This window comes from Dickeya oryzae (assembly GCF_009372235.1).
GTDB lineage: Bacteria > Pseudomonadota > Gammaproteobacteria > Enterobacterales > Enterobacteriaceae > Dickeya > Dickeya oryzae.
Genome location: NZ_ML762923.1, coordinates 94,626 through 115,554, shown reverse-complemented (window position 1 = coordinate 115,554; position 20,929 = coordinate 94,626). Strand labels below are relative to the sequence as shown.

17 protein-coding genes are annotated in these 20,929 nt (G+C 50.4%); all 17 read right to left on the bottom strand.

Features of this window, described 5'->3' with window-relative positions; translation table 11 throughout:
• Positions 1–70 precede the first annotated feature (70 nt).
• Positions 71–1,237 carry a nucleotide sugar dehydrogenase gene (locus FAZ14_RS09390; protein ID WP_029456403.1) on the bottom strand — a complete coding sequence of 389 codons (1,167 nt, stop codon included), beginning with the start codon at positions 1,235–1,237 and terminating at the stop codon, positions 71–73.
• Positions 1,238–1,543: 306 nt separating this feature from the next.
• Positions 1,544–2,551, bottom strand: a complete 1,008-nt coding sequence (locus FAZ14_RS09385) for an NAD-dependent epimerase (RefSeq protein ID WP_016941883.1) — start codon at positions 2,549–2,551, stop codon at positions 1,544–1,546.
• Between the two features lie 105 nt (positions 2,552–2,656).
• Positions 2,657–4,030, bottom strand: a complete 1,374-nt coding sequence (gene cpsG, locus FAZ14_RS09380) for a phosphomannomutase CpsG (protein ID WP_153508427.1) — start codon at positions 4,028–4,030, stop codon at positions 2,657–2,659.
• Positions 4,031–4,044: 14 nt separating this feature from the next.
• Positions 4,045–5,472 carry a mannose-1-phosphate guanylyltransferase/mannose-6-phosphate isomerase gene (locus tag FAZ14_RS09375; RefSeq protein WP_016941885.1) on the bottom strand — a complete coding sequence of 476 codons (1,428 nt, stop codon included), beginning with the start codon at positions 5,470–5,472 and terminating at the stop codon, positions 4,045–4,047.
• A gap of 199 nt (positions 5,473–5,671) precedes the next feature.
• Positions 5,672–6,508 (bottom strand): glycosyltransferase family 2 protein, encoded by an 837-nt coding sequence (locus FAZ14_RS09370; protein ID WP_016941886.1) that lies wholly within the window; start codon positions 6,506–6,508, stop codon positions 5,672–5,674.
• Positions 6,509–6,634: 126 nt separating this feature from the next.
• Positions 6,635–7,906, bottom strand: coding sequence for an oligosaccharide flippase family protein (locus FAZ14_RS09365; RefSeq protein ID WP_153508426.1), 1,272 nt, complete (start codon positions 7,904–7,906; stop codon positions 6,635–6,637).
• A complete protein-coding gene (locus FAZ14_RS09360; RefSeq protein ID WP_029456404.1) occupies positions 7,903–8,823 on the bottom strand; it encodes a glycosyltransferase family 2 protein in 921 nt (306 codons plus the stop codon). The genes FAZ14_RS09365 and FAZ14_RS09360 overlap by 4 nt, the downstream gene beginning before the upstream one ends.
• Positions 8,824–8,901: 78 nt before the next feature.
• Positions 8,902–9,759, bottom strand: coding sequence for a dTDP-4-dehydrorhamnose reductase (gene rfbD, locus FAZ14_RS09355; RefSeq protein WP_016941889.1), 858 nt, complete (start codon positions 9,757–9,759; stop codon positions 8,902–8,904).
• A complete protein-coding gene (gene rfbC / locus FAZ14_RS09350; RefSeq protein WP_016941890.1) occupies positions 9,756–10,292 on the bottom strand; it encodes a dTDP-4-dehydrorhamnose 3,5-epimerase in 537 nt (178 codons plus the stop codon). The genes rfbD and rfbC overlap by 4 nt, the downstream gene beginning before the upstream one ends.
• 1 nt (position 10,293) lies before the next feature.
• A complete protein-coding gene (gene rfbA, locus FAZ14_RS09345) occupies positions 10,294–11,163 on the bottom strand; it encodes a glucose-1-phosphate thymidylyltransferase RfbA (protein WP_016941891.1) in 870 nt (289 codons plus the stop codon).
• Between the two features lie 25 nt (positions 11,164–11,188).
• On the bottom strand, positions 11,189–12,253 hold the full coding sequence (gene rffG, locus FAZ14_RS09340) for a dTDP-glucose 4,6-dehydratase (protein ID WP_016941892.1): 1,065 nt from the start codon (positions 12,251–12,253) through the stop codon (positions 11,189–11,191).
• 24 nt (positions 12,254–12,277) lie between these two features.
• Positions 12,278–13,684, bottom strand: coding sequence for an undecaprenyl-phosphate glucose phosphotransferase (gene wcaJ / locus FAZ14_RS09335; RefSeq protein ID WP_016941893.1), 1,407 nt, complete (start codon positions 13,682–13,684; stop codon positions 12,278–12,280).
• A 25-nt stretch (positions 13,685–13,709) separates the two neighbouring features.
• Positions 13,710–14,627, bottom strand: a complete 918-nt coding sequence (locus FAZ14_RS09330) for a glycosyltransferase family 2 protein (RefSeq protein WP_016941894.1) — start codon at positions 14,625–14,627, stop codon at positions 13,710–13,712.
• A gap of 76 nt (positions 14,628–14,703) precedes the next feature.
• Positions 14,704–15,561, bottom strand: coding sequence for a glycosyltransferase family 4 protein (locus FAZ14_RS09325; protein ID WP_235914507.1), 858 nt, complete (start codon positions 15,559–15,561; stop codon positions 14,704–14,706).
• A gap of 330 nt (positions 15,562–15,891) precedes the next feature.
• A complete protein-coding gene (locus FAZ14_RS09320; RefSeq protein ID WP_016941896.1) occupies positions 15,892–17,094 on the bottom strand; it encodes a glycosyltransferase in 1,203 nt (400 codons plus the stop codon).
• Positions 17,095–17,395: 301 nt separating this feature from the next.
• Positions 17,396–18,550: a glycosyltransferase gene (locus tag FAZ14_RS09315; RefSeq protein WP_153508425.1), complete on the bottom strand. Its 1,155-nt coding sequence runs from the start codon at positions 18,548–18,550 to the stop codon at positions 17,396–17,398.
• Between the two features lie 193 nt (positions 18,551–18,743).
• The gene (gene wzc, locus FAZ14_RS09310) at positions 18,744–20,915 is read right to left on the bottom strand and encodes a tyrosine-protein kinase Wzc (RefSeq protein WP_016941898.1); all 2,172 of its coding nucleotides are present in this window, start codon (positions 20,913–20,915) and stop codon (positions 18,744–18,746) included.
• Positions 20,916–20,929: the final 14 nt, after the last annotated feature.

Here is a 20,929-nt window from a genome sequence, read left to right as displayed (position 1 = left end):
AAACATGCTGCTGTTTATCGCGACGAGGCAACGACCGCGCCACATTGATTTTTCTGGCGCCAGAATACACCTAATCAGCCCCAAAGAGATCGCGGGTATACACTTTTTCCATTACATCGGACAATTCCGGTGCCATTCGGTTCGACAGAATGACATCAGACATCTGTTTGAATTCTTCCAGGTCATGAATCACACGGGAACGGAAGAACTCCGACTCTTTCAACGCAGGTTCATACACCACCACATCGATACCTTTAGCCTTGATTCGCTTCATCACCCCTTGAATCGCAGAGGCGCGGAAATTATCAGACCCGGTTTTCATCACCAGCCGGTAAATACCCACCACTTTCGGACCGCGTCGAATCACTGAATCAGCAATGAAATCCTTACGGGTGGTATTGGCATCGACAATCGCCCGAATCAGGTTATTCGGCACGGATTCATAGTTAGCCAGCAGTTGCTTGGTGTCCTTCGGCAGACAGTAGCCACCATAACCAAACGATGGGTTGTTGTAGTGCTGGCCGATTCGCGGATCCAAACCAACGCCTTCGATAATCTGTTTGCTATCCAATCCCAGTGTCTGAGCATAGGTATCAAGCTCATTGAAATAGGCGACACGCATTGCCAGATAGGTATTGGCAAACAATTTGATCGCTTCGGCTTCGGTTAACCCGGTAAACAGCACCGGAATATTGGTTTTGATGGCCCCATCGACCAGCAGACGAGCGAAACGCTCAGCACGTTCAGAACGCTCACCCACCACGATACGGGAAGGATACAGGTTATCGTACAGTGCACGGCCTTCACGCAGGAACTCCGGCGAGAAAATGATATTTTCTGTGCCAAACTGCTCACGAACCTGTGCGGTATACCCCACCGGAATAGTGGATTTGATGATCATAACGGCGTCTGGGTTCACGTCCAGTACCTTGCTGATCACCGCTTCCACCGAGCGCGTGTTGAAGTAATTGGTTTTCGGATCGTAATCTGTCGGCGTGGCGATAATCACGAACTCCGCCCCCCGATACGCGGATTCAGCATCCAGCGTGGCGCGAAAATTCAGCGCAGGGTTGCGCAGATAAGCTTCGATTTCTTTATCCACAATCGGGGAGATGCCTTTATTAAGCATGTCCACTTTTTCGGCGATGATATCCACCGCGACGACTTCATTATGCTGCGCCAGCAGCATGGCGTTGGACAAGCCAACATAACCGGTACCCGCAATTGCAATTTTCATCATCTGTCCACATTCATCCTACCGGGTAACACACTGTACCCGTCACAGAACATAGCAAAGCCGCAGAAATGTCCGCCGCCTAATGCCGTCTATACCCGTCATACTTCAAGCTGCAGATGCGTTGGCTTTCTTACTCGGCCCATAAATGGACCTCGCCCTACGGGCCGCAGCAAGCAGCGTTCAAATCGGCGAGTGCCGATTTGTCGCTCACCCCAGTCACTTACTTATGTAAGCTCCTGGGGATTCGCTGCGTCGCCGCCTTTCTGCAACTCGAATTATTTGGGTATACATTTCTCTTTATGTCGTTCAGGCCTGATAGAAATCCCGATACCAGTCTACGAAGGCGCGCACCCCTTCGTTCACCCCAACTTGCGGCCGATAGCCTGTCACTGCGAACAGATCGCTGGTGTCGGCATAGGTCTGATAAACATCGCCAGCCTGCATCGGCATAAAGTTTTTCACCGCCTCACGTCCCAATGCCGATTCCAGCGCAGTAACGAAATCCATCAACCGCACCGGACTGCCGTTGCCAATGTTGTAGAGCCGGTAGGGTGCGGAACTGGTGGCTGGCGAGCCGCTTTCCACCGTCCAGTCAGCCTGACGCGTCGGTATCTGATCCACCACACGCAGAACACCTTCCACAATATCCGTCACATAGGTGAAATCACGCCACATATCGCCCTGATTGTAGATATCGATCGGTTCGCCAGCCAGAATACGGCGGGTGAACTTGAACAACGCCATATCCGGACGCCCCCACGGCCCATACACCGTGAAAAAGCGCAACCCGGTAGTCGGCAGGTCATACAGGTGCGAGTAGGAATGCGCCATCAGTTCGTTGGATTTCTTGGTCGCGGCATACAGCGAAATCGGGTGATCGGTCGAGTCGGTGGTTTCGAACGGCGTTTTGCTGTTCAATCCGTATACCGAACTGGAAGAGGCATAAATCAAATGACCGACGCCGCTGTGGCGGCAACCTTCCAGCACATTCAGGTGGCCGATCAGGTTACTTTCCGCATACACCATCGGATTTTCCAGCGAGTACCGCACCCCGGCTTGTGCCGCAAGATGGATAACACGCTCGAATTTTTCCGCCGCGAACAACGCTGCCATTGCCTGACTATCGGCAAGATCAATGCGTTCAAAACGAAAACCGGCCAGCGAGCGCAGTTTTGCCAACCGCGCCTCCTTAAGCGATACCTCGTAGTAGCTGTTGAGGTTGTCTATCCCCACCACCGTATGGCCGGCAGCACAGAGTGACTGACAGGTAAAGAGACCGATAAAGCCGGCTGCTCCGGTAACAAGAAATTTCATTCAGAAACTCTTAACGTGACTTGAATGGCAGAGATAATACCATCCACCACCTTGATTCAGCACCCGCTAAGCGCGGAAAACTGCAAGAGGGTGCCAGAAATCACCTCAACATTGACGCAACAGCGCCAGAATCGTCCGGGTTTTTTCTTCCATTAGCCGAACATCCTGCCGTGATTCGACATTAAGCCGCACCACGGGTTCAGTGTTGGAACTGCGCAGATTAAAACGCCAGTCGGCAAATGTCAGGCTGATGCCATCGGTTTCATCCACCGCCAGTGCCAGTGGCTCCAGGGCGGCGCGCACACGGGCGATAGCGGCTAGCGGGTCAGTCAGCAGGGAATTGATCTCGCCGGAAGCGGGATAGGCACGCATACGTTCGCTCACCAGTTGCGACAGTGATTGTCCGCGAACACTCATCAATTCCGCCACCAGCAACCACGGAATCATACCGGAGTCACAATAAGCAAACGAGCGGAAGTAGTGATGCGCACTCATTTCACCGCCATAAATGGCATCCTCCTTACGCATCCGCTCCTTGATAAAGGCATGACCGGTTTTCGACATCACCGGATTTCCACCTTTGCCGGTCACGATATCCACCGTGTTCCAGGTCAGACGGGGGTCGTGAATGATGGTGGAACCCGGTGCCTTATTAAGGAAGGATTCCGCCAGTAACCCGACAATATAATACCCTTCGATAAAGCGTCCCTGATGGTCAAACAGGAAGCAACGGTCAAAATCGCCGTCAAACGCCACACCAAAATCGGCCTGATGCTCCACAACGGCACGGGCGGTATCGGCACGGCATTCCTGCAGTAACGGATTAGGAATGCCATTCGGAAAAGTACCATCGGGTTGATGATGGACTTTGATAAAGGTGACTGGCGCACCATGGCGGCCTAACGCCACCTCCAGTGCATCCACCACATGACCTGCCGTTCCATTACCGCTATTGATGACGATCTTCATCGGTGTCAGGTTACGCGGATTAATGTACGACATCAGATGCTCGATATACGGCGACGATATCGCCAGCGTTTCATAGCGACCGCGATGCTGAGGATTAACGGGAGCAAAACGGTTTTCCTGCGCCAGACGTTGAATGTCCTTGAGTCCACTGTCGCCACTGATAGGTTGAGAACCGGCGCGCACCAGCTTCATGCCGTTATAATTAATCGGGTTATGGCTGGCGGTCACTTCAATACCGCCGTCCATGCCAAAATGAAATGTCGCAAAATAGACTTCTTCTGTACCGGATAAACCGATGTCGTAGACATCGACGCCGGCATCGCGCAGGCCATCGGCCAGTGCGTGTTTCAATGACTCACTGGTTAGCCGAACATCGCCCCCGACAACGACACGTTGAGGTTGAATAACTTCGGCATAGGCCCGTCCAATGCGGTAGGCTATCTCTTCATTAAGCTCAACGCCCAATTCACCGCGAATATCATAGGCTTTAAAGCAGGTTAATGCGGACATCTGCCCTTCTCCCTTTATACCCGACCATAACGGTCATGCAAACGAACGATGTCGTCCTCTTCCAGATAGCGGCCTGAACGCACCTCAATCATCACCAGATCAATCAAACCGGGGTTTTCCAGCGTGTGTACTGCCCCTGGTTGGATAAACGTGGACTGGTTTTCCGACAGAAAATAGGTGTTGTCATCAACCTGAACCCTGGCCGTGCCGGACAGCACGATCCAGTGTTCCGCTCGGTGAAAATGTTGTTGCAACGACAGGCCCTGCCCTGGACGCACAGTGAGTTTCTTCACCTGATAGTGCTCACCGGCATCAATGTTGCAGCTCTTGCCCCAGGGGCGAAATGACTCGGTGTGATCACGAAACTGATGGCGGTTTTGCGCTTTCAGACGCTCTACGACTTTTTTGACGTCCTGCGCCCGTTCTTTCGCCGCGACCAGCAATGCATCCCCGGTGTTGACGATAATCGCGTCATCAATACCGATGGTCGCCACCAGCGGTGCAGAAGTAGAAACGTAGTTGTTGTGGCTATCCAGCGTGATGACATCCCCTACGGTTACGTTGCCCTGCTCATCCTTCTGCGATACCTCCCACAAGGACGACCACGACCCCACATCGCTCCAGCCAGCATCAAAGGCGATAACGACCGCATCGTGCGTTTTTTCCATCACGGCGTAATCAATGGAATCATTGGGGCAATCGCTAAACGCACGCGACTCCACGCGGATAAAGTCCATATCACGCTGACTGCGTGCCATCGCCACACGCGTCAGTTCGTAAATATCGGGTTGATGGTGTTGCAGTTCATCGAGGTATTTGGCTGCACGAAACATAAACATTCCGCTGTTCCAGCAATATTTACCCGATGCCAGATAACGCTCGGCGGTTGCCAGACTCGGTTTTTCAACGAACTCATCGACCGTAAACCCGCCATCAGTAAGGGGTTCACCGGTCTTGATATAGCCATAACCGGTTTCCGGCGTGGTCGGGACAATACCAAACGTCACCAGCTTGTTTTCGCAGGCATACGGCAACGCCTGCTGAACAGCCAGATGGAAGTTTTCGGTTTTCTTAATCAGATGATCGGCGGCCAATACCAGCAATATGCTGTCAGGGTCGGTTTTAACACTCAGGTGGGCGGCCAGCGCAATCGCTGGCGCGGTATTGCGCCCGGTGGGTTCCAAAATAATGTTGCCACCCAGTTGTTGCTGTTCGCGTAACTGTTCGGCGACCAGAAAACGATGATCCTCATTGCAGATAACCAGTGGTCGCTGCTGTACCAGAAACGGCACCCCCTGCAAGCGCGCCAGCGTATTTTGCAATAAGCTGTACTGGCTTTCATCGCCCAGAGACAAAAACTGTTTGGGAAATAATTCTCGGGATAGCGGCCATAATCGGCTACCACTGCCACCAGCCATAATGACAGGAATAATGTTAGACATATCACACCTTACTAAATGTGGTGGTGATACCCACATATTTCAGGCAGCAACGACGTGCACACGTTGCGCCTGAATCATATTGGGCATAGGGGTATTACTGAAGTTTATTGAATAAAATAAATCTCAGATTGAAGACGTAATTCAGCCTGTCACCAGGAGTAATTAATCTAATTCATCGATAAATTGATTAATAAAAAAACTAACTACAACGAGGGTGTTTGCCCCTAAAAAATGCCTGAATGGCAACCAAAACCGTTTTAAACCGCAACCGAGTAAATTGCTTAAACAGCCGCCAGCCAAGATGATAATACAAATGAAACTTGGGATATCGACGCGCTGATACCGCCAAATCAATCAGGTTTTCCGTTATTCTGAATTCACTTTCTTTCTTTTCAGAACGAGAAAGCGCATGCTCCAGATAACAACTGCTTTTCAGCAAAAAGTTTTCGCCGCCTGCACTCAGCCGGTGTATACGACGAAACACGCTGACATCAACCCCGTACAGCGCATAGTTCTCATCGAATAATGATAACCCATGCCGCTCAAACACATCCCATAACCGACGGTGAATAATCAGCCCCGAGCCAATAGAAAACGCCGTTGCCGGATCTAACTCCTGCTCATTCAGTACAATCTCCCCTTGGGATACTGGGTAGTAAGTTTTGTAATTAATACTGGAAATAATCCTGGGGCATTCAATATCAGCCTGACTATGTTCTACCGCAAACCAGAAAGATTCATTTATGGTGGTATCATCATCTAAAATGACCCATCGTTCCACCTGCAGATTATGCATAATAAATTGATTATATACCTGACTCAGTGGTTTATTCTCAAGACAATTCACCAGGTCAACTTGCTCATAAATCGTTTTCAGTCGCAGAAAAAAAGCATCCTCCTCAGAAATACGAAATGGTCCGTTATTATGAATCGTTAATTTAACATGTTTAAATGGATGTTGGATCAACGTCTGCAGCGTTGTCGATGATTCCAGTCCCTTATTGTACAACACCACCAGAATGGTATTTCTTATCATGACTCTCTCCTGGGAAAACAGGGTGACAACAGCGACCCCATTCAGATACTCGGTATTATCCCCGTTTATGATTCAATGCTGATACAGTCGTTACATTATTGATGGGATAGCTATTGATGGGTTAGCTTATTGGGATAGATCTGCCATCCGATGACCCAGTGTGTTCTTTTTCATCACCATGCCAAAGAAGAGTACGGTAATGATAATTTCCGTCGCCCCGACGGCCACGGCGACGCCCGCAACCCCCCACCATTCGGCAAAGAAAAACAGATAGGAAAAGTGGCATAACAGCCCAACGAAATAGACGCGTTTCAGATAAAGACTCAACCCGGCAGGAATAATGATCAGATTAACCAGAATGATCGACAATGAAATCACAAACTGCGTGACTATCATGATGGTCAGCAGCGCATTAACATTGTACTCCTTACCGAACACCCAGTGGATTAACGGCGCACCCACCAACAGATTGCCCAAAAAAGCGCAGCCGGTCAGCAACGAAAACATCATGAGTACCTTTTTCAACCGGGCCCGAATGGCACTGTACGCCTGCTGATTGTACAAACTGCAAATATGGCTGAAATTACCCTGCACAATCGGGTTATACAACTGACGTAATACGGATGCCAGCCTGTCCGCTACTGCATAGTGGCCCAGTGCCGCATCGCCAAACAGAAACTTGATGAAAACAGGGTTAAGATAAGTGAACCCCAACGTGAAGAGTGACGCAGAGAAGTTGTGAAAACTCTCTTTGATTTCACCCATCACGGTTTGCCGATTGATACCTGATAACTGCCAGCTTACCGATTCGCGACGTTTCAACTGGCACTGAATTACCAGCCCAACCAGCACTGGGGGAAACAGTTGAATCAGGGCTGCCAGATAAATATCCGCTGGTGAAGCCACCAGCAAAAAGATCAGGCCCAGCGCCAGCACGCGAAAAATCAGGTTCAGGATAGCAAGATGGGAGTTTTTCCCCATCCCTTGAAAGAGCCAGGCGGCTGACAGCAGCGAACTCAACGACGACACTAAGCCGATAAAAAACAGGATACCGTCCATTTTCGACTGCGCCATTAACAAATCCAGCACGGTTCCTGTCACCATCATTACCGCGAATAATAGAGTCTTGGCACATTGCACATTCGAATACAGGATAGTGATCGCGGCCATGTCACCGGCATAAGCGCTGACTTTTCTGGCGGCGGAGAAGTTAAAACCAAAATCGACAATAAATAGCGCGATAAAGCTGATGGACTGGGCGTAACTGAGCTTGCCGAAAAACTCCGCACCTAACACTCTGGCAAGGTAAGGAAACGTCACCAGCGGCAGCAGCATGTTGGAAATCTGGATAACGTAGAGAGAGATAACCTCGCGCTTTATTGCCTTTTTATCACTCATACCATCCACCAGATTGCACAACTCAGCAGCTTCCGCTCGCCGTTACGTGCCCGCCGCATCAATGACAGCTTGTGCCGCATTCCAGCTTCTCCGCGGATCACGCGTAGAAAATCGGTATGTTCAGACTGATGCTGCTGACAAAAGAGCTTCAGTGCGCTCAGCATCATATGGCTGTGTTTGCGAGTGGTGGGATAACTTCTCAGGCACAGCAGGCTGTCTGGTAACAGACGTTTTCGCAAAAGACCAGGCGCACCAACGGTATTGTTACCATGCTGACGGTATTTAATCAGCGGCCTATCCACATAGGTTATCTTGCCGCTATGGGCAGCTATCATCGCAATCCACCAGTCGTGCATGCGGATATCGTCCGGCATCGGTTCTATCAACTGCTTCAATGCGCGGTTAAACAACATCGCGCAACCTGGAATATGGTTGCTGACGACAAAATCCTCCGGCTGGCAGGCCGCTGACGATTTAATCGAAGCACGGTAGAAAGAGGGATACAGCGGCTCCAACTCTGTATCCACAATTTCCAGATCGGAAAACGCCAGCACCGGCATACTTCCGCCCTGTTCATGGGATTGGACCTCGTTTAACAACAACGCCAGTTTTTCCGGTACCCAATAATCATCCTGATCGCACAAGGCAATATAACCGTCTTCACAGCAGGCAATCGCACGGCGGAAGTTTTTCATCGCGCCAAGTCCTCCCTCGCCAGGATAAAGGCAGATTTTACCTTGCTGATAAAGCGCATGGCTGCGCACCACATCCAGTGTGTTATCACGGGAACCGTCATCACACACATGGATCATGATGTTCTGATGCGTCTGATGCTGAATAGAATCCAGTTGTTGTTTGATATAACGCCCACCGTTATAGGTGGCCAACGCGATACTGATTCGATCGTGACCTGTCATCTTTGCTACCGAAGATAAGGAAATACGAAAACGATGTGCGGTAAATCCATGCACGGAATTTACCGCGCCTGATGATTATCAGCGTAATTTAGGAATGATAGTGCTTAACGCCGCCCGCCAGTCGGACGGTGGAATGCCAAGACGGGCTATCTTGGCGCAATCCAGTGTGGAATACGCCGGTCGCGCCGCTGGCGTCGGATACTGCTCGGTGGTAATCGCGTTGACCACCGGCACACGGGCCAACACCTGCTGCTCATTAGCCAGGGTAAAGATAGTGCTGGCAAACTCATGCCATGATACTTCTTCATCACCACAGAAATGGTAGAGCCCACCATCAGCCTGCTGCTGTAACAAACCCATAATGGCATCGGCAATATCACCGGCATAAGTTGGGCAGCCTCGCTGATCCGCCACCACCCCCATGCTCTCGCGCTCCCGGCCCAGGCGCAGCATCGTTTTAACAAAATTGTTGCCGTATTCGCTGAATACCCAGGCCGTGCGTACAATCTGCGCGGCCGGGTTCACTTTCAGCACAACCCGCTCACCGTCGAGTTTTGTCTGACCATAGACACCCAGCGGGTGAGTGGTATCCGTCTCGATATACGGTCGGGTAGCGGTTCCGTCGAACACATAATCGGTAGAGACATGGATAAAACGGGCCCCCTGCTGACGAGCCGCGCGCGCCAGATATTCCGGCCCAGCCACATTGATACGCGTAGCTAATTCCGGTTCCGACTCCGCTTTATCAACCGCGGTATAGGCGGCAGCATTGACGATGGCATCCGGCTGCCACGACTTTACCGTCGCCTGCACCTGTGCCTCGTTAGTGATATCCAGCGAATCGGCGTCCGTCGCCAGCACCGACCATCCTTGCAGCAACCGATCCTGAAAGCAGCGCCCCAGTTGACCGTTAGCACCGGTTAACAATACTTTCATCCCCATAGCTCCTTAAATGTTTTACCTTTTTTATCTTTCTCTGATAACAAAGGCGACGCTATCGGCCAGTCGATGCCGATATCCGGGTCATTCCATAACAAACAGCCCTCATGTGCCGGGTTGTAATAGTCGGTGCACTTGTATTCAAAATCCGCCAGTTCAGACAGCACCACAAAACCGTGTGCCAAGCCGGGGGGGATCCAGAACTGGGTTTTATTTTCCTCTGACAGCGTAACGCCATCCCAGCGGCCAAAGGTGGGGGAATCGGGCCGGATATCCACCACAACATCAAACACAGCACCACGCACTACGCGTACCAGCTTGCCCTGTGGGTTCACCATCTGAAAATGTAATCCGCGCAATACGCCTCTGGCCGAACGGGAATGATTATCCTGTACAAACTCCAGGTCGATATCCAACATCTCCTGATAGCGTTTTTTCTCAAACGTTTCCAGAAAAAAGCCTCTGGCATCACCAAAGACTTTAGGCTCAATCACTTTTACACCCTGAATGGCAGTATCATGAACTTGCATATCATATCCCTGTCAGCAACTGGGCCAGATACTGGCCATAATGGGTTTTAGCAAGATAACGGGCTTCGTCCGCCACCTGTTCACGGGTCAGCCAGCCTTTACGAAACGCAATTTCCTCAAGGCAGGCGACCTTGAAGCCCTGACGTTTCTCGATAGTACTGATGAACTGGGATGCCTCCAGCAGGCTGTCATGGGTGCCGGTATCCAGCCAGGCGAAACCACGTCCCAGCACTTCCACATTCAGCTTGCCCTGTTGCAGGTACATTTCATTGAGTGTGGTGATTTCCAGTTCGCCACGCGCTGAAGGTTTAACCTGCTTAGCCATTTCCACCACCTGATGGTCATAGAAATAGAGCCCGGTTACCGCCCAGTTAGACTTTGGCTTGCTGGGTTTTTCCTCCAGGGATATGGCCTGATTGTTAGCATCAAACTCCACTACACCAAAACGTTCTGGATCCATCACCTGGTAACCGAACACCGTCGCCCCCTCAGTACGGGCGGCGACGCTCTCCAGTTTTTTACCAAAGCTCTGCCCAAAGAAGATATTGTCACCCAGTACCAATGCGCAGGTATCACCGTCGATAAAGGTTTCGCCAATCAGAAACGCCTGTGCCAAACCGTCCGGTGACGGTTGCTCGGCATAGCAGAGATTCAACCCGAATCGGCTACCATTACCCAGTAACCGACGATACGCAGGCAGATCCTCTGGCGTGGAAATGATCAAAATATCCCTAATGCCAGCTAACATTAGTACCGAAATCGGATAATAAATCATCGGCTTATCGTAGATGGGCAACAGTTGCTTCGATACCCCACGGGTAATCGGATAGAGTCGAGTGCCGGAACCGCCTGCCAGTACAATGCCTTTCATTGAACTTTCCTTAACTAGAATACGATTAAAGGGGTAAACCTAAGCGTTCACCGGTATAGGAGCCATCCTTAACGCTGCGCCACCAGGTTTCGTTCGCCAGATACCATTCCACTGTCTTACGGATACCGGACTCAAAGGTTTCCATTGGTTTCCATCCCAATTCCCGGTAGATCTTCGAAGCATCGATAGCGTAACGCAAATCGTGTCCCGGCCTGTCGGTCACATGGGTGATAAGCTCAGCGTAATGGTGGATGCCGACCGGTTTCTCCGGTCTCAGCTCATCCAGCAACGCACAGATGGTTTGCACCACCTCAATATTTTTCCGTTCGTTATGACCGCCGATATTGTATGTCTCCCCGACCTCACCGGTAGTGACGACGGTGTAAAGCGCCCGCGCGTGATCTTCGACGAACAACCAATCTCGAATCTGGTTGCCTTCGCCGTAAACCGGCAGCGGCTTACCTTCCAGCGCATTGAGGATCATCAGCGGGATGAGTTTTTCCGGGAAATGATATGGCCCATAGTTATTGGAACAATTAGTCACCAGCGTCGGTAAACCGTAGGTTCTCAACCAGGCACGCACCAGATGGTCGCTGGCGGCTTTGGAGGCGGAATACGGACTGCTCGGCGCATACGGCGTGGTTTCGGTAAACAGATCGTCAGTACCATGCAGATCGCCATACACCTCATCGGTCGAAATGTGATGGAAACGAAACGCTTCTTTACGTACTTGCGGTAACGCCGACCAGTACTGCCGCGTAGCTTCCAACAACGTATAGGTCCCGGTGATATTGGTTTCAATAAAGGCGGAAGGCCCGTCTATAGAGCGATCGACATGACTCTCCGCCGCCAGATGCATCACCGCATCCGGCTGAAAGGTCGTAAACACCCGATCCAGCGCAACCCGGTCGCAGATGTTGACTTTCTCAAACAAAAAACGGGGATCGGCCGCGACCTCTTTCAACGATGCCAGATTGCCGGCATAGGTCAGGCAATCAACTACCATGACCCTGTCCTGCGTATGCTGAATGATGTGACGTACCACGGCTGAACCAATGAACCCAGCCCCACCCGTTACCAGAATATTCATGAATAGTGACCTTTCAGAAATGAGTTAATACGCGGATTTACTCACAAATCCTTTGAAAATTGTCAGAAAGATAATCTTGATATCCAGCCAGACACTCCAGTTTTCGATATAAAACAGATCGCATTCCACCCGTTTTTCCATCTTCTCCAGTGTGTCGGTTTCACCACGCCAGCCGTTAATTTGCGCCCAACCGGTGATACCAGGCTTCATTTTATGCCGCAACATATAACCCTTGATCAGCTTGCGATACTGTTCATTGTGCGCCACCGCATGGGGGCGCGGCCCGACAATCGACATCTCACCACGAATCACGTTGATAAACTGCGGCAGCTCATCCAGCGATGTGCGGCGCAAAAAGGCGCCTACCGGTGTAATACGTTTATCCCCCTTACAAGCTTGAATAACCGTGTCGCCGTTTTCCATCACCGTCATACTGCGAAATTTCCACACTTCTATCGCTTTGCCGTCCATGCCGTAACGCGTCTGCCGGAATATCACCGGCCCTTTGGAGGTCAACTTGACCAGCAACGCAATACCCAATAGCAGCGGGGAAATAAGCACAATAATCATCGAGGCGACCACGATGTCCTCCAACCGTTTGAGCAACCGATTCACGCCGCTCATCGGCGAGTCATACAGTGACACCACCGGAATACCGTTGATGATGTCGCTACGAGACTGCAGTACGTTGAATGCCAGAATATCTGGCACCAGCATCACCGTGCAGGTGGTATCCGTCAGTGCTGACGTCAGGTGGTTGATCAGATCCGCTTCCTGCAACGAGAACGCGATATAGATCTTATCCAGATCGCCTTTGCGGGCCCGCCGTACCAGTTCCTCTACATCCCCCAGGCAGCGGATGCCATTGCGCTCATAGCTGTACTGAAACTGGCTGTTTTCAGAAAAATAGCCGATGATGTTCAGCCCCAGCCAGGGTGCCTGCTTAATACTCTCCACCAGATATACCCCAGCCGGTTGTGCGCCGATAAACGCCACATTGACCTTGTTGTAACCCAATTTTCGCAAATATTGTATCACGACCCGAATCAGGGTGCGTGATATCACAAATCCCGCCACGGTAAATAAAAACCAGACCGCATGGAAATGGTAACCAATATATTGATTAGGCACTAAAGACAGAATACCGGCACCAAATGTAACGCTGAGCCCCCAATTAATAATCAGCGTGCGGATCTCGGCATACAATCCTACCCCCCGCCATGAGCGATAAAAATGGGTAAAGCCCGCCAATAGTTGGAAAACAGAGAAGCTTATCAACGCAATCAAATACGACGCTGTTGATATTTCTTTTTTGGTTACCAGACATGCCAACACAACACTGATAAAGATTACAGCCATATCAGAAAAACGCTGTAATACCGACACCAGAGAGGGAATAGCATAAACCACATTTTCTTTTTTCCTGACCATAGTCGTTCACCTGTAGAAGTAGAAGTTATTGCCAGAATCTTTTATGCATACTCAGTTTGCTGATTAAACCATGAGGTATTTTTTGATAATGCTGCCCTAACTTATATCCCGCAATTTTCAGGGCATTGTGCACACAGGCACGAGGGATCCACAGATAATGATTTTTTTTCATCAGATAACGGAGCTCGGAAAAAATAAACCGCATCCCTTCGCCGCCAGCACCGCCAAACGCCTCCCTAATCCATTTTTCGTCACAGTGGAAAACACCAATATCGAAATAACGTTTAAATTCCTCTATCGGCGTGTAATTATGCGAATGCTTAACCGCCGCTTGTGCGACATAAGCAACCCGATATCCCGCCAGTACCGCCTGGGCTGCCAGATACATATCCTCACTGAGAATTGTGTTAGACGGGAATCCACCTAATTCATGGAATACCTTCACCCGGTAGGCGGCAAACGAGTTCGAACTGAACACCGTCTTGATGCCATGCTGCGCCTTATTCATCATCCCCATAATCTGACTGCGAGAACGGTAATTAAAGCGGCGCGCATGGCAGGCCAGCGGGTTGGCATCGTCATGTGGCAACTGACGGCCATACGCCACGGCAACCCGCTCATCAGTGAATGCCGACACAATCTCACGAATAAAATAAGGCTGGGGAATCGCATCCTGGGTCAGGAACACCACCACATCACCGCCACTCATTTCCACACCGAGGTTACGCGTGCCACCGTGATTAAATTCGGCGGAGGTAATCGAGTGACAACGAAAACCATAGTGGGCAGCGACATCAAGCGAGTTGTCCCGTGATGACGAATCAATGACCAGCACCTGCTGAGGTGACAATTTTTCAGCGACCAGACAGGCATGCAGCGCCGCCGCACACTGCTCCCAGATACTGCCGCCGTTATATACCGGAACGACAAAGTTGACTTTCATATCGATTCTCTTGCACATCTGAATGGCACACAGGAATAGCGAAAACGCTATTGGTTTGGTTACACCGCACAGGGTCTCAATGCTCCAGTACACGTAACGTTTCAGATGCACACCGCTTCCAGGTCAGCGATCGCGCGAATGCTTCACCGTTTTCCCGCATCCCTGTCGGCCCTTGACCGGCCACCAACTGGTGAATACCTTCAGCGATAGATTCCACCGACAATGGGTCGACCAGGATCGCCCGTTTTTCACACAACTCTCTCATTGATGTGGTGTTGCTGGTTAATACCGGCAGGCCATAGCACATGGCTTCAAGCGGCGGTAAACCAAAACCCTCGTACATCGAGGGATAACAAAAACCGCGCGCGTGCTGATACAAACTCACCAGCGCTTCATCACTGACATGGCCGGTAAATACCACCGCTGGGTTGTCGGCCAACGCTTGCGTCCCGTCATCCTCAAAAACCCGTGAGACGCCTTTCTTACCCACAATTACCAGACGCATATCCGTGTGGCTTTCCTGCCTGAAGCGTAGAAATGCCTTGATTAATCGGGGAATATTTTTCCGTGGTTCCAGTGACCCCACCGACAGTAAGTAATCACCATCCACCACTGGCAGACTTTTTCTCGTTTCACTACCGTCAGCCTCTGGCTGTAACACATCCACGCCGTTATAAATCACCGACACCTTACTTGCGGGTACGCGTAAATGGTGGATGATGCGTTCTCGGGAAAATTCAGAAATAGTGATGATGTGTTCTACTTTTTTCGCCAGACGCGGCTGCATAAATTGATACCAGGCCACAAATTTTCTATTCAGCCATTCGGGGTGGTCAAAAGGCACGGTATCGTGAATAGTGACAATCTGATTTTTAATCAATAAAGGCCCAGTATTACAAGGAGACCATAATATTTCTCGTGAAGAGATATTCATTGGCAAAGAAAATTGCTCCCATAAATGCCCTTTCATTCCGTAAATAACCCGTTCAGGCTGTATTGACGCCACCCTGACACCCTCAGTGGAAATATAATCAATAATCTTTCTGGTATAACGTTGCACACCGGTAGTGTGCCCCAGTAAATTACGTGTATTCACATACATGAATGACATCCCCTTCCAGTTACACTAAATAGTGAAACCGTTTAGATAAGATAGAATATTTTTGCTGGGTTTCCTTACCCAAAGACAAGTGAGTTAATACATTGATCGCGTTAACACATCGATCGAGTTAATACGTTATTCAATTTAATACACTGATGTGTTTTATTTTTCACCTTCTGCGGGTGATAAATAATGCTGATGGTATTCAGGCATCAGTATTTTCATGTAAGCGCATTCAAATTCACCGGCAATTTTCTCTGGCGTGAAGGCATGTAGTACTTCCGGACTGATCGGCTCAACATGTTTATTAATTACTGACTCGAGAGAGTTCTCTTCCATGAAATAAATGTTCGGTAATAGAGTCGATAATTCACTGACCGCCCCCATACGGTTAGTCAGTACCCTCTTTCCATAAAACACACTCTCTACCACTACCCGACCGAAGGGTTCATGCCATTTCACCGGCAATACCACAATATCCACCTGTTGCATAAACGCCTCCAGGCTCACAAAGCCCAGTAACGTCACCCCGCTATCGCGAGCTTCCGCCACCAACGGATTACCAGGATTGATATGCCCAGCAGCACAAAAGACATACTCCGGATGATGACAGTAATGGCGAGCCAGCAGGCAAAATTCGTCAAATCCCTTATCCTGAGCCAGCTTACCGATAAAACCGATACGCCAGCGTTTTCTGTTGTCTGCGACTACCGTGTTTAATTCAGCATCCTCAACCGCAGGTAACACAATGTCATAAACGAACGACTGCGGTACGCCAGGAAAAAATCCTGCCCGATGATGGCGTTCAAAAATAAACTGGCTAATACCGACATAACCATCCACCAGTCGGCTATAGCGTCTTTTCAACCAGGACAGCAGACGAATACTGGCAGCAGATGGATCCTGATTTCTCCCCCGGCTAAACAGCGTCGCGTTAGGATGAAACAGATAATAATCCCGACTGGTGTGCAGAATTTTTACCCCACAAGCTTTCGCTGCCGACCAGGACGATACCGAAAATCCAGCAATATTGTTGGTGTGAACCAGATCCGGTGCAAAATCCCGAATAACCTCCATCACAGTGGCACGCATCTCACTGTTGTAGTGATCTTTCAGATGCCAGCGTATTTTTTGACAGAAAGATCTTTTTTCACCATCAAACGGCCAGTAATTGTTAGCTAATGGCACATAACACACAGCAACGCCATTGATTACCGTTTCACTGCGCTGCTTTTCCGGCGTCAGACACAGTACTTGTACCTGGTGATGCCGTTGAACCAACGCTTCCGCCATCAACTGCACGGAAACTTCGGCTCCCCCTACCTTATAAGGGTGATATAGCGTATTAATAATCAGAATTCGCATGTTGCATTGTCCCTGGCAAATACGGGGTCGGCACAGACGATGGCCGCCTTCTCCGTACTAAGTAAATGATGTTAAGAATCAAATTGATAGCAAAACAAACCCAGAGTAAATTAAAGCAATGCGTTAAAGACCACATTCTTGATTGCAGCACCATGACCGCCAGTGCAACATTATGCGTTTTCTTTATTCATCATTTCATAGGCAAAAGCGAAACTGCCTTTGTCTATCAATATACGGCTGATTGATTCAGCTCACGTGAAACACACTGATACGTTGGATTGTGTTGTATTAAGCGGGTATATCAGACACCCAGTACGTTGTGGTACGCCTGTTCATATTCTTGCGCGACCCGGCTGGGTGTGAAATGTGCCAGCATGTCGGGACAAAGTGGTTCAACATGTTCCATCACATCGTCAACCAGAGTCTCCTCCATGAAATAGATGTTCGGTAAAATAGAGGCCAGCTCACCCACAGCCCCCATTTGATTGGTCAGAACCACCTTTCCATGGAATATGCTTTCTACCACCACGCGACCGAACGGTTCGTGCCATTTCACCGGTAACACAACCACATCGACCTGTCGCATAAAATCGTCCAGATTGACAAAACCCAACAATCTCACTCCACACTGACGAGCCTCTTCCACCAGTAGGTTATCCTGAGTGATACAACCTGCGGCATAAAAGGCATAGCCGGAACGATGATGGTAATGTCGGGCCAGCGCGCAAAAATCATCAAACCCTTTATCCGCCGACAGTTTGCCAATAAAACCGATTCGCCTGACATCCGTTTGCACGGCGCGCTTCTGATTTTCGCTACCGCCTCTGACTGCCGGTACCGTGTTATAAATAAAGACATGGTGAGCATGAGGGAAAAAACCGGCCTGACGATGCATCTCGCTAATAAACTGGCTGATGCCGACATAACCATCGACCAGACGACTCAACCGTTTTTTCATGACTGACATCAGGCGTATAGCTGGCGCATCGGGATCCTGATTACGTCCTTCAGAAAACAGGGTAGCATTATGGTGAAACAAGTAATAATCCCGGCTGGTGTGCAGAATTTTCACCCCGCAGGCTCTCGCCGCTGACCAGGCCGACACCGAAAATCCGGCAAGATTGTTGGTGTGTACGATATCGGGCAAAAACGCCTGAATTTCACGCATGACCGCCTTGCACATATCGCGGTTATAGTAGTCTTTCAGGTGCCAGCGTATCTTCTGAACGAAAGTGCGCTGTTGCCCGTCGAACGGCCAGTAATGATTTGCCAAGGGCAGATAGCACACCTCTACGTCATTGACTTTCTGCTCACTGCGCTGTGGGTCAGGCGTCAGGCATAACACCCGAACCTGATGGCCGCGTTGCACCAGCGCTTCAGCCAGCAACTTAACGGAAACCTCTGCGCCGCCCACTTTATAAGGATGATATAAGGTATTGATAATCATTATTTTCATGTTGGCTATCCTTATTCTAATCGTTTATACCCGTCCCAATTCCTGATGGCCGCCCTCTTTCCCCCTTATGCCTGACATAGCGCCAGGGGAACCAAGCCAGCGCCATATCCTGTCACTTCTCTCTCTTTTTTCAGTGCTCCCGGCGCTTTCGATGTGCCATCAGGACATACGTCATCCTGATGCACACGCCTGACTACTTTTTATCTGAACCGTAAGAATACTGATAAGAATCATAACCATAGCTGTAATAACTTAATGCCCGGCGGATAACCGCGTTCAGGATAACCCCCTTGATCGGTGCCCCATTCTGCTCAAAACGCCGGATGCTGATTTCCACTTCTTTTGGCGTATTCGTTTCAAAACGCGCCACCAGCAGCGAGGTCCCCGCCTGTCGGCTGATAATTGCTGCATCGGTCACCGCCAGAATGGGCGGCGTATCTAACAGTACAATGTCGAATTGCCGGGTCGCCCAGTTGATGAAGTCGGTAAAGTGACTGTGCATCAACAGCTCTGAAGGATTAGGCGGGATCTGACCGCGAGGAATAAAAAACAGGTTCTCCACCACCGTGGTACGCAGTGCTTGTTGCGTCTCGATCTGCCCGGACAAGATATCCGACAACCCACGCTCAGGCGTCGCTCCCAACAGGTGGTGGGCATACCCTTTGCGCATGTCACAATCGACGATCAACACTCGCTGGCCCGCCTGAGCGATCACCGCCCCCAGATTGGCACTGATAAAGGATTTACCGATCCCTGGACTAGCGCCTGAAATCATCAGCACATTGTTTTTCGCCTCCATCATGGCGAAGTGCAGGCTGGTGCGCAGACTACGAATCGCTTCGATCGCCAAATCGGCTGGATTGCCCACGGCTAACAGCGAATCAGAGCGGGCATTGCGTTTGCGGTTCTTGCCGACGAATTCCCGATCTTTCTTCTGTTGCCACTCCGACAGTGGCACACTGGCGTATACATTGATGCCAAGCTCTTCGAGTTGCTCCGGGCTTTCAATCCCGCGATGCAGCAACGTTTTCAGCAACACGAACCCGATAGCCGCCACACCACCCAGCATTGCGGCCAGCACAATTACCAGCGTTTTCTTGGGTTTCACCGGTTTTAACTGCACCACTGCAGGATCGATAATGCGCACGTTACCGACGGTGCTGGCTTTATTGATGCTCAGTTCCTGTTGCTTATTCATCAACTGGACATACACTTCCTGCCCGACATTCACATCCCGTGTCAGACGGACAATTTCCTGCTGAGTTTTCGGCATGCTGCTAACGCGCCGATTCAGGCTGTCCCGCTCCTTTTCCAGCGTGACGCGTTTTTCCAGTAACGCCCGATAAGCCGGATGCTCACGGGTATACAATTTGGAGATTTCCGCTTCGCGGAACGTCAGTTGGTTGAGCTGAGACTCGACATCCACGATGGTATCCAGCACTGACTTGGCTTCCAGCGACAAATCCACCGAGTCCTTCTGCTGACGGTACTTATTGAGTTTGTCTTCCGCTGTTTCCAGCGACGCCCGCACCAGCGGCAATTGTTCCTTCAAAAATGCCAGGCTTCTGGCCGCCTCTTCTGACTTGCGGTCCACATTCTGTTGCAGGTAGTTATCGCTGATACTGGTCAGCGTCCTCTTCACCAGTGCAGGGTCGCTGCCTTCCAGCGTTAACTGCAATACGCCGGTATCCTTCCCCTTATCCGCCACCGACAGTTCCGCCAGAATGTCATTGATAGCCGTTAGCGTATTTTTTTTCCTGACGGTAAACACGGTTCCCGGTGGTGCGTCGGTACTGCTTACCAGCAGACTAAAACCATGCTGAGAGGCGACTTGCCCAATGTGGCCGGTAAAATCCGCATCCTTACCGGCGCTAAAGCGATAAGTGCCATTCTCCCCGATAGCCAGCGTCATTTTTTCATCCAGCCAACTGTCTGGTACCGATAAACGGGGCACCACCACGCGAGCCGGTTCTTCATTTTTCAGGCGGGCGAGACCTTTGCCGAACAGTGGGAAGTACTGCTGCTCCACCTCGGTATCCAACCCCAAATCCTGTACGGTTTTCCCGACCACCATCCGGGAGCGGAGCAATTCGACTTCCGGCGCGGACTGCGGTTTGGTATCCGGCAACACTTTGGAAATATCGCTCATGAGCGAATCGCTGACGTTCTGTTCGACCTGTACCATCGCATCCGCCTGATACACCGGGGTTGCCAACAGCGCATACAGAATACCCAGCATGGTAAAGATGGTGGTGATACTGATAATGAGCCAGCGGTGATCCAGTACGGTGCCCAGTAAACGTCCCAGGTCAATTTCATCCGCCTTGTCCGCTTCAGCTGTTTTCACGGCAATTCTCTCTGACATCGTAATCCCTGACT

Coding starts and splice junctions, on each gene's coding strand:
- FAZ14_RS09365 (WP_153508426.1), bottom strand. CDS start 7,906: ATGAGTGATAAAAAGGCAATAAAGCGCGAGGTTATCTCTCTCTACGTT.
- FAZ14_RS09390 (WP_029456403.1), bottom strand. CDS start 1,237: ATGAAAATTGCAATTGCGGGTACCGGTTATGTTGGCTTGTCCAACGCC.
- FAZ14_RS09315 (WP_153508425.1), bottom strand. CDS start 18,550: ATGAAAATAATGATTATCAATACCTTATATCATCCTTATAAAGTGGGC.
- FAZ14_RS09320 (WP_016941896.1), bottom strand. CDS start 17,094: ATGCGAATTCTGATTATTAATACGCTATATCACCCTTATAAGGTAGGG.
- wcaJ (WP_016941893.1), bottom strand. CDS start 13,684: ATGGTCAGGAAAAAAGAAAATGTGGTTTATGCTATTCCCTCTCTGGTG.
- FAZ14_RS09325 (WP_235914507.1), bottom strand. CDS start 15,561: ATGAATATCTCTTCACGAGAAATATTATGGTCTCCTTGTAATACTGGG.
- rfbC (WP_016941890.1), bottom strand. CDS start 10,292: ATGCAAGTTCATGATACTGCCATTCAGGGTGTAAAAGTGATTGAGCCT.
- FAZ14_RS09385 (WP_016941883.1), bottom strand. CDS start 2,551: ATGAAATTTCTTGTTACCGGAGCAGCCGGCTTTATCGGTCTCTTTACC.
- FAZ14_RS09360 (WP_029456404.1), bottom strand. CDS start 8,823: ATGACAGGTCACGATCGAATCAGTATCGCGTTGGCCACCTATAACGGT.
- FAZ14_RS09330 (WP_016941894.1), bottom strand. CDS start 14,627: ATGAAAGTCAACTTTGTCGTTCCGGTATATAACGGCGGCAGTATCTGG.
- wzc (WP_016941898.1), bottom strand. CDS start 20,915: ATGTCAGAGAGAATTGCCGTGAAAACAGCTGAAGCGGACAAGGCGGAT.
- cpsG (WP_153508427.1), bottom strand. CDS start 4,030: ATGTCCGCATTAACCTGCTTTAAAGCCTATGATATTCGCGGTGAATTG.
- rfbA (WP_016941891.1), bottom strand. CDS start 11,163: ATGAAAGGCATTGTACTGGCAGGCGGTTCCGGCACTCGACTCTATCCG.
- FAZ14_RS09370 (WP_016941886.1), bottom strand. CDS start 6,508: ATGATAAGAAATACCATTCTGGTGGTGTTGTACAATAAGGGACTGGAA.
- rfbD (WP_016941889.1), bottom strand. CDS start 9,759: ATGAAAGTATTGTTAACCGGTGCTAACGGTCAACTGGGGCGCTGCTTT.
- rffG (WP_016941892.1), bottom strand. CDS start 12,253: ATGAATATTCTGGTAACGGGTGGGGCTGGGTTCATTGGTTCAGCCGTG.
- FAZ14_RS09375 (WP_016941885.1), bottom strand. CDS start 5,472: ATGTCTAACATTATTCCTGTCATTATGGCTGGTGGCAGTGGTAGCCGA.